The sequence below is a fragment of the Streptomyces cucumeris genome (genome assembly GCF_024295805.1).
Lineage (GTDB): Bacteria > Actinomycetota > Actinomycetes > Streptomycetales > Streptomycetaceae > Streptomyces > Streptomyces cucumeris.
On sequence record NZ_JANCLX010000003.1, the window covers coordinates 246,674 to 258,497 of the forward strand.

The 11,824-nt window shown below is 72.6% G+C and carries 8 protein-coding genes; 3 read left to right on the forward strand and 5 right to left on the reverse strand.

What is annotated here, in order from left to right:
• Nucleotides 1–2: 2 nt before the first annotated feature.
• Complete coding sequence (locus NMK44_RS06270) at nt 3–2,735, reverse strand: lantibiotic dehydratase (protein WP_254739121.1); 2,733 nt, start codon at nt 2,733–2,735, stop codon at nt 3–5.
• Complete coding sequence (locus NMK44_RS06275; RefSeq protein ID WP_254739123.1) at nt 2,728–3,696, reverse strand: thiopeptide-type bacteriocin biosynthesis protein; 969 nt, start codon at nt 3,694–3,696, stop codon at nt 2,728–2,730. The genes NMK44_RS06270 and NMK44_RS06275 overlap by 8 nt, the downstream gene beginning before the upstream one ends.
• Before the next feature lie 722 nt (nt 3,697–4,418).
• Here NMK44_RS06275 and NMK44_RS06280 point away from each other — a divergent pair.
• Both NMK44_RS06280 and NMK44_RS06285 read left to right on the forward strand, forming a co-directional pair.
• Complete coding sequence (locus tag NMK44_RS06280; protein WP_254739125.1) at nt 4,419–5,402, forward strand: trypsin-like serine peptidase; 984 nt, start codon at nt 4,419–4,421, stop codon at nt 5,400–5,402.
• A gap of 205 nt (nt 5,403–5,607) precedes the next feature.
• Nucleotides 5,608–7,068 carry an FG-GAP-like repeat-containing protein gene (locus tag NMK44_RS06285; protein WP_254739127.1) on the forward strand — a complete coding sequence of 487 codons (1,461 nt, stop codon included), beginning with the start codon at nt 5,608–5,610 and terminating at the stop codon, nt 7,066–7,068.
• Between the two features lie 91 nt (nt 7,069–7,159).
• Here the strand turns inward: NMK44_RS06285 and NMK44_RS06290 are convergent, their stop codons facing one another.
• Nucleotides 7,160–8,317, reverse strand: coding sequence for an amidase domain-containing protein (locus tag NMK44_RS06290; protein WP_254739129.1), 1,158 nt, complete (start codon nt 8,315–8,317; stop codon nt 7,160–7,162).
• A gap of 589 nt (nt 8,318–8,906) precedes the next feature.
• Nucleotides 8,907–10,139: an MFS transporter gene (locus NMK44_RS06295; RefSeq protein ID WP_254739131.1), complete on the reverse strand. Its 1,233-nt coding sequence runs from the start codon at nt 10,137–10,139 to the stop codon at nt 8,907–8,909.
• Between the two features lie 56 nt (nt 10,140–10,195).
• Between NMK44_RS06295 and NMK44_RS06300 the strand changes: the two genes are divergently transcribed.
• Nucleotides 10,196–11,173 (forward strand): ArsR/SmtB family transcription factor, encoded by a 978-nt coding sequence (locus NMK44_RS06300; RefSeq protein WP_254739133.1) that lies wholly within the window; start codon nt 10,196–10,198, stop codon nt 11,171–11,173.
• Nucleotides 11,174–11,198: 25 nt separating this feature from the next.
• Here NMK44_RS06300 and NMK44_RS06305 read toward each other — a convergent pair whose 3' ends face one another.
• A complete protein-coding gene (locus tag NMK44_RS06305) occupies nt 11,199–11,777 on the reverse strand; it encodes a winged helix-turn-helix transcriptional regulator (protein WP_254739135.1) in 579 nt (192 codons plus the stop codon).
• Between the last annotated feature and the right edge of the window lie 47 nt (nt 11,778–11,824).

The following is an 11,824-nucleotide window of genomic DNA, read 5'->3' on the forward strand; positions in this document are numbered from 1 at the left end:
GTTCAGTGAACGGGTTCCGCCCCGCTGCCCGGCCCGCCGGCGGCGGGAGGCGCGGGGACGTCGGTGTCGCCGCACAGCACGGCGGCGGCGGAGCGGGCGAGTTCGTCGATACCGCGGTCCTGCGGAAGCCTGAGCAGCAGTTGTGCCGCGACGGCGGGGTCGGTGCCGGACCGGCCGTGCAGCGGATCGCGGACCGGCAGATCGCCGGGGAGCGGCAGCATCTCCTCGAAGACCAGCTCGGTCCCGGGCTCCCGGGCGCAGAGCCGCTCGATCGCGCCGAGCGCCGGGAGCGCGGCCAGGTCCAGCGGGAGCGATTTGGCGCCGGGACCGGACCGTACGAACACATGGCGGGGCAGACCGGCCGACGCACGCAGGTCCGCCAGCCCCCGGGCCCGTGTGAGGTCGTCGTCTCCCCGGCGCCACAACCGCGCCCGGTCCACCCGCCATTGGGCGGGGGCGATCACCAGCGGACCCGTCCGCACCCGGGGGCAGTGCCGGACCGGGCCGAGCGCCGCGAGCGGACCGTCCAGCCGCAGCAGCCAGGTGGTGCCCGGATGTCCGGCGGTCAGCAGCAGCCGCATCAGGGTGCCGTAGGGCGGCGGGGCGACCCGGGTGGCGTGGTGGATCGGCACGATACGACGGCCGTCGGCCTCCGCAATCAGCCGTGTCCCCTCCCACCGCAGGGTGATCCGGTCCAGCGGGAGGTAGCGGGCGGCGGGCCGGGCGGTGCCGAAGTAGGCGGTGGGGTCGGGGTCCCCAGTCCACCAGCCGGTGGTGAGCGGTCTGCGCACCGCGTTCGCCGCGAAGTCGGCCAGCGGTGGCACCAGCAGCTCCACGAACCGCACCCCGGCGACGCGTTCCACCGCTTCCAGGAACGTCCGGTAGCCCTCGACGTTGTCGTAGGAGCCGTGCAGGGCGTGCAGCGCGTCGGTGAACCGGGCGTCCGCCACCCCCGCGGGGGACGCGCTCTGCAGGACCGCGGGCCCGGAACCGGCGGGCCGCAGCAGGCAGTCGACGGGCCAGTGCGGAAGGACGGAGTCGGCGGGCGGGGCCCCGTAACCGTCGAGCAGCCGGTGGTCCAGGACCACCGGGCCGCCGTCACCGGGCCGGGTGCCCCGGTCGCCCAGCAGCGCGAGCAGCCGCCCGTAGCCGGAGTCCGCGGTCCGCGCCGGGGACCATCCCGGGTGCCGGTGCGCCGGCACCGCCCCGGTGTCCGGGGGCGCGGCCAGCGCCTCGGCGAGGACGTCGCGGAGCGGGCGGGGATCCGCGCCGAGCGAGGTGAGCGCGGCGGCGGAGCGCGGGGTGGCCGGGGCGAGGCCCTCCGCCCGCGCCAGCCCGGCCAGCCGCGCCGCGATGGCCAGCCCTTCCCGGACCGTGGCGACCGCGTCGGCCGGTACCCCCGGCCCGTCGGCTCCTTCTGCCCGGACCGAGCGGTGGGAGTCGGTGAACCATCCCGGGGCCGCGCCCGCGCCGGGCAGCCGGGCACCGTCACGTACCTGGTACGCGGTGGTCCAGCGCGCGCAGCGGCGGTGCGGGGGCGCGCAGACCTGGAGCACACCGAGGCCGTGCAGATGCGCGAGGAAACCGCGCAGCACCGCCCGCCGCCGTTCGGCCCCGTCCGCTCCGGACGCTCCGGACGCTCCGTCCGCTCCGAGCAGCGCCGACTCCAGTTCGCCGAGTGAACGCGGCCGCTCGGCCAGCAGGGTGAGGACGGCGTGCAGCGGCCGGGTGCGGCGCAGCCGGATCTCACGCATCCGGTCCGGCGCGGCGGGATCGACGACCTGGCAGCACACCACGGCGTCGGCGGCCTGGGGGACATCCGGAGCCGGTCCGGCCGGACCGGTGGAGAGGAACTGCAGGGGCGCGGGGGCCACCAGGGTCCCGGGAGGAGCGCCCACCAGATCGGTACCGGCGAGGCGGGTACGGAGCAGGAAGACGTTCTCCGCGGTCTCCGCCGACAGATCGGCCACGGTGACGCCGTACGGCAGCAGTGCGGTCCCGGACGTGTCCGCCCCCAGCGGACCACCACGGAGAACCGGGGCCGGGCTGTCGAGAACCGGGAGCGGGGCGATCTGGCCCAGCCATCCGCGCGGGGTGGACTTCGCCGCCGACCGCGCCAGGATCCGCCACAGGTACGCCCCCGTCTTGCGCAGTCGGCGGTCGCGCCACAACTCGCCCTTCATCAGCAACCGTTCCGCCTCCGTGAGCAGCTCCGGAGCGGTGGTGTCGAGGAATCCGCGCAGGGTGGGGGCGGACCGGGTCCGCTCCCAGATGAACGTTCCCGCACGCTGCCACTCCTGCGCCACCGCCTCCCGCAGCAGGCGTTCGCCGAGGTCCAGCTCACGCAGGCAGCGGCTGAGCGCCGCGGCCTCAGCCGCCAGCTCCGCCGGGACCGCCGCCGAGGCGTCCAGCAGCCGCTGGTCCGCGGGGCCGGGTGTGGCGCCCGCGTGCAGCCGACGTCTGAGGGCCAGCACCGACCGGCGTTCCGCGGCGCCGAGTTCCGGGTCCGGGACGACCAGGGTGCCGAGGTCCCCGGCCAGCTTCCGGGCGCGCCCGGCCAGTTCGGCGCGGGCGCGCGCGTCGGCGGAGATCCGGGCGAAGAGTCCGGGATTGCCCGCTCCGGTCCACGCCGCCACCGGCACCCCGGCGAGCCTCAGCAGGGCCGTTCCGCCCAGCCGCGCGGTGTGTTCCCCGGCGGGCCGGACCGGAGCGCCGGACGTCCGCCGCTCAGTCATCCCGGCTCCCGGGGTCGTCGGCGAGCGCCGCGGCGAGCAGGCTCTGCCGTGCCGGGGAGAACGCCGCGCGGTTCCAGTGGAAGATCACGGCGTAGGCGGCGGCACGGCGGGGGCCGAGCACGGCGTCACCCGATTCGAAGTACCCCTCCCGCCACTCCCCCGCCGCCCGGCGCAGTGCCCTCCGGTGGCCCCGGCCGCCCGCCGGGTCCTCCGCGGCGCCGTCCGCCGTCCCGGGGTTCCCGCTCTCCCGCCAGTAGGCGCGGATGCCCTCGGCGGCGGCCCGGGCGCCCGGTGCGGTCAGACCGCCGGTGAGCCGGCGCCCGGTGTCCTCGCGAATGGCCTCCCACACCCCCCGGTGTTCCCAGCCGACGATGCCGAGCCCCTCGAAGACCCCGCGCAGCAGCGACAGGGACACCCGCCAGTCCGCCGGGGCGGACCCTCCGGTGTGCCCGGTGCGGCGGTGATGGTCCAGCCAGGCCAGGGAGTCGGCGGTGAAGAGGCGGTGCACATGGGGCATGGAGCGGGGACCGCCGAAGAGGTAGGTCTCGGGTTCGTACACCACGTACGACGGCGCCGATGCCCCCGCCCCGCCGAGCCGGGCGGTCAACTCCTGCCGCAGCGCGTCACGTCCATCGGGACCCGGCGCCTCGAACCGGACCCGCAGCCCCGGAGGTTTGTGCATGAAGAAGAAGTTGACGGCCGCGCCCGAGACGAGCAACGAGGGCGCCACGTCCGCGAGTCTCCGGTAGAGGCCGGCCCGGCCGTCCGCGCCACAGGGGATGTTGAACTGCACCCACCCCGATCCGGGCCGGTCGTCCGGCAGCGCCGCCAGACCGGCCGCGAGGAACGTCCGCCGGGCGGCGGCGTATCCGGGCCCGTCCCGGAGAACGGAAACAGTGCCCAGAGAACCGTCTCGTGCATCGTCGGAACAATCCCTCAGCAAATCGAAGACGGACAGCATCTCATCCCTCCCCACAGGGTTCTTGAATATGACGGGATATCAGCAGGAAGTGCGCCGGTATTCCGGAACTTCCCCGCGGCCAAAGAAAGTTAATACCGTCCCGCCATTCCTCGTATAGTCGGCCGGGAGCACGCCCCGCGCAGCCGGGTGCGCGGGTGATCACACCCTCGTTCCCCCTGGGTCCTCCAGCGCGCGACCGGACCGCGATCTCGAAGGATCCCCAGGTGAGAATTGAGGTGCGGACGAGTCCTGCTCTTGGCGGGGGCGGTTGCACGCCCACCGCAGGCACTACGGGGACGGTGGCGAGGAGGAAGGGCGGAATCGGCACCGGGTCGAGAGGGAAATTCCGGAGTCACCCTCGACCGTTCTTCCAGCCGGACCGAAAAAGCCCCGGTTTGCGGCCGGTGCTTTTTCCGTGATCTCACCGCGCTTTCTCATTTCCCGGACACGGCTCGACCGCGGAACGACGGGAACCGACGGCCTTTCCGGATTTCCGGCACCGGCGCACGGCTCGCACCGGCGTCGCGGCGGGTGCCCACCGGATCCCCTGGGCGGCTGTCGCCCACCGGACCGACGGCGACCGGACCAAGAAAGGTGTTGACGCGCGCCTGACAAGTCAAGATTCCCGTGGCACCCTGCCCACGCAGGTCTGTCCGCACCGCTCTTCGTTCCCCCACCCTGCCCGGACCTCATCCGTCCCGGCACGGCAGAAGGAGTCATGCGTGAGACGCCATCGCACCGCCACGGGAGTTCTGCTGGCCGTCGGAGCCCTGCTCACCGGCGGCCTCCTCAGTTCGACCGCGGCCACCGCGGCATCCTCCGGACCGGCCTCCGGGCCCTCGGCGGCGGCCCACACCGCCTCGTCCGCCGAACAGCAGAAGGCCCGCGCCTTCTGGACCCCCGAGCGGATGCGCTCGGCCACCCCGCTCGATCTGCTGCTGAGCTCACGGGCCACCACCCGCCTCAAGGCCCCCGAGACCGGCGGACGGTCGACGACCGTCGCCCCCACCGCCGCACCCACCGCCTTCCCGCAGGCCGGTGGCCCGTGGACCGGTGGCGGAAGCGTCGTCACCACCTCGGGCCGGGTCTTCTTCACCTTCCAGGGGCGTACCGCCTCCTGCACCGGCAACGCCGTGACGAGCCAGAACGCCAGCACCGTCATCACCGCCGGACACTGTGTGAAGTACCAGGGGAGCTGGCACACCAACTGGGTCTTCGTGCCCGCCTACAACAACGGCAACGCGCCGCACGGTCAGTGGGCGGCGGCCAAGACGCTCACCACCCCGCAGTGGGAAGCGACGGAGGACATCAACAACGACATCGGCGCGGCGGTCGTCGCCCCGCTCAACGGCCAGAAGCTCACCTCGGTCGTCGGCGCCCAGGGGATCCAGTTCAACGGCGGCTACAACAAGCAGATGTACTCCTTCGGCTTCCCGGCCGCCGCACCGTACGACGGCACGAAGCTCATCTACTGCAGCGGCAACAGCTCCAAGGACTTCCTGTTCACCCAGGACCACGGGCTCGGCTGCAATATGACGGGCGGCTCCAGCGGCGGCCCCTGGCTCACCGGCTTCAACGAGTCCACCGGTACCGGGGTGCAGGTCTCCGTGAACAGCTTCGGCTATGTGTTCTGGCCGAACCAGATGTTCGGCCCGTACTTCGGTGACGTGGCCAAGGCCCTGTACGAGAAGGCCCAGACCTCCTGACGGCCGTCGCGGCTCCGGCCGCGAGGGCGCTCTCAGGTGCCGGGGGTTGCGATCCGTGCCGTGCATGCGGCCGGCCGCAACCCCGACGGCTCACACCGGAAGGCGGAAGGCGGGGCAACCCCTGTCCGGGGCCAGATGTCACACAGGTGAATCAGCGCGGCGGACACCTGGACTCCCGCCGCCCACCTGACGAGTTGGAGCTCCGTTGCCCCTCCGTGCACGCACCCTCGCCGTCGCCGCCACCGCGACCGTCCTGGCCGCCACCGGCCTCACCCTTCCGTTCGCGGTGACCGCCGCAGCGGCCCCCGCCGACGCGCCGGTCACCAGTGACTTCAACGGCGACGGCTACGCCGACCTGGCCGTCGGCGTGCCCAGCGCCACCGTCGGCGGCAAGGCGAAGGCCGGATATGTGAGCGTCGTGTTCGGCGGTGCCAACGGCCCCGGACCGCACGGCACCGTGCGTATCGCGCAGTCCACGGCCGAGGTGCCGGGCACTCCGGAGGCCGGTGACCGCTTCGGGGGCTCCGTGGTCTCCGCGCACATCGACGACGACGCCTACGCCGACCTCGTGATCGGTGCTCCCGGCGAGGACATCGGCGCCGCGACGGACGCCGGGTCCGTCACGGTCCTGTACGGCGGCCCCGACGGCTTCGGCGAGGCCAACACCGCGGCCCGCGGGGAGACGTCCCGGGCCGCCTACGGAAACGCCCTCGCCGCGGCCGACTTCACCGGTGACACCGATATCGACCTGGCGATCGGCGGCAAGGACCGGGTCGTCGCCAACTACAACCCGCTCGCCGACCGGACCGAGCCCCTCATGGGCGACCGCATGGGCGGCCGCGCCCCGGTCATGACGACCGGCGACTTCGACTCCGACGGCCGCCCCGAGCTCGCCGTCGCCTTCTACACCCGCAACCAGCCCTACACCCAGTCCCATGTGCAGCTCTTCCACTACCGCACGGAGGAGCACAGGTTCGGCCTGAGCTGGAGCAGTGACAACAGCGCCGCCGACGCCCTCGCCGCGGGGGACTTCAACGGGGACGGCCACGACGACCTCGCCCTCGGCAACTGCCGCGAGATCGCCGACGAGAACATCGACGACCCGTGCGGCCCGGAGGAGCTCGCCAGGGGTGGCGGCATCCACATCCACTACGGGGACGGCCGCGAGCCCGTATGGGAGGGGCAGACGCTCAACCAGGACACCCCGGGCGTCCCCGGTGCCGCCGAGACCGGCGATGACTTCGGCAGCGCCCTCACCGCCGCGGACGTCGACGGGGACGGAAAGGACGACCTCGTCGCGGGCGCTCCCGGCGAGGCCATCGGCACCGCGGCGCGGGCGGGCAGCGTCACCATCCTCAAGGGCGGAACGAAGGGCATCCTGGACGCGCGGGGCGCCGCCGACGCGGTCGCGTACCAGCAGAACTCACCCGGCGTCCTGGGCGTCGCACAGGCGGGCGACACCTTCGGCGCGGCGCTCGCCACGGGCGATCACAACGGTGACGGCGTACCGGACCTGTCCGTCGCCGCACCCGGCGAGAACTCCGCCGCGGGCGGTGTCTGGGACCTGCCCGGCGCGGCGGCGGGCGGTTCGGTCGTCACCCCGAACTCCCTCGGGCTGCCCGCCTCAGCCGACCCGCTGGCCTATGGAGCGGTGCTCGGCCGCTAGCGAGGCGCGGACCTGACGCGGACGACGGCGATACGCGGGCCCGCCGCCCGGAGCAGTGGTTCCGGGCGGTGGGTCGTGCGGATGACGCGGATCAGGTGCGGTAGGCGTAGTACGCGGCGTTCGGGTACGACGCGATGACGCTCGCCACCGACCGGCGGTAGGTGTTGGTCGAGTGGTACGTCAGGTACGGAACGCCCTGCGGGCTGCGGTACGTGACGATCATGGTGTGGTCCTTGGACCCGTCCTTGTCGAAGTCCACCTGGAGCACATCGCCGACGTCCATCTGGTAGACGTTGGCGAGGCTGGTGACGCGCTTGGAGTTCAGCGCGAACCACGACCACTCGTTGACACCGACGAACGAGTCCGACTGGATGTCGGCGTTGCCGAACCACTTGGTGTAGTCGTACACATAGCCGGGCTTGTGCTTCCAGCCGCCCGCCTTGAGGGACTGGCTGACGAAGTTGGTGCAGTCACCGCCCGCGCCGTGCCCGTTGAAGTTCGGGTAGGCCGGGTTGTAGTTGCTCCAGTACTTCTCCGCGTACGTGGCCATCGCCTTGTAGTTGTAGGTACCGGAGCTGAGGTTCTTCGGCTTGGCGGGCGCGGGCCGGGTGGTCGCGGCGCGGGGGGCCGACGGCATGTTGCCGTCGGCGGCGACGGTGGCCACCTTCGGCTTGACCGTCTGGTTGACGGCCAGGTAGCTGTCGTCGGTCTCGCGGATGGCGGTCAGCCGCCACTCGCCGTCCTCGTTGGCCCGGAAGGTCAGCTTGTGGTGCGCCTGGAAGCCGGTCGTCTTCGGCTCGTCGCCGCGGACCTTCTTGTACTCCAGCTTCGTGGTCTCCGTCACCGTGACGACGGCCTTGCTGCCCTTGACCCGGGTGCGGTCCAGCGTGACGGTGGTGCCGCCGGAGCTGTACTTCTCGCCGTACTTCGCGAGACGGTCCTTGCGGTCGCCGAGCTGACCCAGGGCGCTGCCCTCGGTGCGGGCGCTCCCGGAGGAGAGCGCGACCTTGCCCGAGAAGCCGTCGGTCAGCGGCCCCTTCTTCTGGCCCGGCTTGTCGAGCAGCGCGTTGGTGCGGTCGGTGAAGACCGCGTCGGCCAGGCGCTGGAAGGTGGCCTTGGTCTTGGCGTCCACCTCGGGCTCGTTCGTGGTGGACGCGCCCGCGCTCCAGCTGGGCAGCAGAGCCGCCCCCGCGACGACCGAGGCGGCCGCCGCCGTGAGTATCGTGACCCGGCTCCGCGTCCGGCTCAATTTTCTTGACTTCACTGAAGATTCTCCTCTTTGCCCCGGCGCAGGTATACCGAGGTAGGAGGAATCTTGCACGCTCTGTGTGGCTGGCGTGAAGGGGGAGCCCCCCTAGCCGTGCGGGAGTTACCCGACCGTCACCATAGGCGTTCGCGAGCGCGCCTCGGCGCGCGGTCATGTCCTCGGGCGCCGGAACGGCGCCGTCGTCCTTCAGCGCCCGGCACCAACTCGCCGACCGGGAGCTCGCGTTCCACCAGCGGCTCGTCCGGGTCCGCGCGGCGGCACCGGCAAAGAGCCGCGGCCAGGAGGGCCCACGGCGGGCAGGGCCGCGCGCACTACGGGGAGTGACACTTCAGGCACGGAGCGATCGCCTCGGCCGCACCCGATCGATGATCGCGCAGCCGGTTAGGGAGAACCCCTGATGCCCGCCCTCTCCCCCGCTTCCTACGCTGAACGCACAGGCCCTTCTGATGGGCCCCCGAGGCCGCGGCGAACACTCGCCGACCCCTCACAGGAACGGTGGTCTACCCAAAAATGCTCCGTCTGGGTCTGCTCGCTGGACTGTTCGCAGAGATCCTCCTCTTCCTCGCCATGCTCATCGCGCTGAAGCTGTGACGTCCGCGCTGTTGCCGCTGCCAAGGCGGTCGCTTCCCGGCCGCCGCGCCCGGCGGCGCGGCGCCAGGAGGTGGCGGATCAGCGCGACCGTGGCCAACAGCGCGACGAGCGCGCACACCCCCGCCCAGCCGGTCCGGCCCCAGGCCCGGACACCGAGCCATGACCCGGCGCTGCCGCCCAGATAGGCACAGGTCATATAGGCGGTGTTGAGTCTGTTGCGGGCATCGGGACGCAGGGCGTAGACCCGGGCCTGATTGGCCACCATCCCGGACTGCATCGCGACATCGAGGAGCAGTGTGCCGAGGGTCAGGGCGGCCAGCCCCGTCGTACCGCCGCGTGCGCCCACGGCGAGGACCGCCGCCGCGGCCAGGACGCCGAGCAGGCAGATGAGGTTCACCGGGTCCGGCCCGCGGCGGTCCACCAGACGCCCGGCGAACGGGGTGCAGAGCATGGTCGCCGCACCGACCAGGGCCAGCGCTCCGACGGCCCGGGCGCCCAGCTCGTAGGCCGGACCGGACAGCAGGAACGCCAGACAGGTCCAGACGGCAGAGAACCCGGCGAAGACGGTGGCCTGGTACAGACAGGAGCGGCGCAGCTCCGGCTCGGTGCGCAGCAGGCGCAGCGGTTCGGCCAGGAGCGCGGGGTAGGACTGCCGGGGGGCGGCCGGGGGCGCGGCCGGGACCGTGAGGGCCAGGACGGCGGAGAGCAGCAGGGTCAGGGCCGCGGCCACCAGGTAGGGGGCCCGCCAGCCCAGCCATTCGCCGAGCGTTCCGCTGAAGGTGCGGGCCAGGAGCATGCCCCCGGTGGATCCGCTCAGCAGGGCGCCGATGACCGCGCCCTGGCGGTCGGGGGCCACCAGACCGACCGCGAGCGGGCCGACCACCTGCGCGGCCACCGTGGTCAGGCCGACGGCGGCACCGGCCGCGACGAGCGGTGTCAGCGCCGGTGCGCAGCCCGCGGCGAGCAGGGCCAGCCCGGTGAGGACGAGGAGGGTGACGAGGAAGCGGCGGTGCGGTATCCGGTCGCCGAGCGGCACCAGCAGGACGATCCCGGCCGTGTAGCCGATCTGGGTGGCGGTCACCACCAGGGCGGTGGCGTCGGGTGACACCCCCAGTCCGGTGGCGAGGAGCGGGGTGATGGCCTGGGGGAAGTAGATGTTGCCCACCGCCATGGCACAGGTGAGGGAGAGGAGCAGCAGCAGCCGACGGGTCATGGACCGAAGTGCACGGCACCGGCGCTGTGACGCCAATCGATGTAGCGTACGGCTTAATGATCAGCTTCGTGCTCGATGTCGAGGATCTCGCGAACACCCGGTTCGCCCTCTCCCCCCTCCATGAAACCCTGCTCAGTCTGCGGGTGTTGCAGGATCCCGGGCTGTCCGCGCTGCACCTCCCCTGGCGCAGATCCGTTCTGGGCGGGCTCGGCGCGCTCGACACGGAACTGCTGATGTCCCTGGTGGCGCAGCGGCGCACCCTCCCCGACTTCCTCACGCCCCATCCGGCCGGTTTCGCACCGGACTTCGAGGAACAGCTCGCCGTCGTCCGCCGGACACCGCCCGCCCGGGTCCGCCACGATCTGATCCTCGCGCACGCACCCGACCCGCTCCCCGGGGCCCTGCACACCGCCACCGAGGGCGACGGTCCCGTCGCCGGACTCCGCGACGCGATCTGCGAACTCCTGCGCCGGTACTGGGAGACGGCCCTCGAGCCGATGTGGCCCCAGATGCGACTGGTCCTGGAAGCCGACATGACCTACCGCGCCCGGCAACTCGCCCTGGGCGGGGCCCGGCTGCTGTTCGCCGATATGCACCCGAACCTGCGCTGGCGGGACGGGACCCTGTCCATCGACAAGATGATCAGCAGCCACCGAGTCGCGGCGGCCGGCAAGGGACTGCTGCTCCTGCCCTCGGTGTTCGCGCACAAGCCCGCACCCCCGGTCAGCCCGGAGGTGCCACCACGGCTCGTCTATCCGAGCCGTGGTGTCGCCACCCTGTGGGAACCGGCGCCGACCGCCCATGCGACCGCCCTGGTGTCCCTGATCGGCGCGCCCCGGGCCAGGCTGCTCGGTCTCCTCGAAGAGCCGCTGCCCACGGTCGAGATGGCCCGCCGCCTCCGGGTGACCCCGAGTGCCGTCTCCCAGCATCTGCGCGTACTCCACGCCGCGGGTCTGGTCACCCGGGCACGCGACGGACGGCAGGTCCTCTACCGGCGCAGCGCGCTCGGCGACCAGCTCACGGCCGGGGCCTGACGGCGGCGTTCAGGCGGCCCGGCGTTCAGTCCTGGTCCGGGCCGTCCGCGGAGTCGGGGAGCAGGGGGAACAGCCGTGTGATGAGGGCTACCGGCCGCGCCCCCTCGGGCCGGGACAGCGGCCGTTCCTCGCGGTCCCGGTAGGGCGCGAGCATCCGCCGGATCCCGTCGGCGACGCGGCTCATCTCCTCCGGCGTGAGGTAGGCGACGGCGCTGAAGGCCTCGTCATGGCGCCATGCGGCCGGTGCCTGGTCCCGCTGGGTCAGCCATCGCTGCCAGCTCTCGTCCTCCAGCCCTCGTGCCAAGTCGCCGAAGGACTCGGCGGCGGCCGCTCCGGCCGCAGCGGGGTTCCGCCTCAGACGCCAGGGACGTGCGCGGCCCCCGTGGTGCGGGGCCTCCTCGATATATCCGTGGCGCGCGAGCTGGCGCAGATGGAATGAGCAGAGGCCGGAGCTGTGGCCCAGCCGGGCCGCGGCTTCCGTGGCCGTCACGGTGCCGACTTCGGCGAGCAGCTCCAGCAGGGCCGTACGGACTTCGTGCTCACGCAGTTCGCCGCCGCCGCCGGCCGTCCGGCGGTCCGCGGCCTTGAGATCATCGTCAGTCACTTTGCAAAGTCTGCTACTTTGCAAAGGAGTTCGCAACCAGGAGTTCA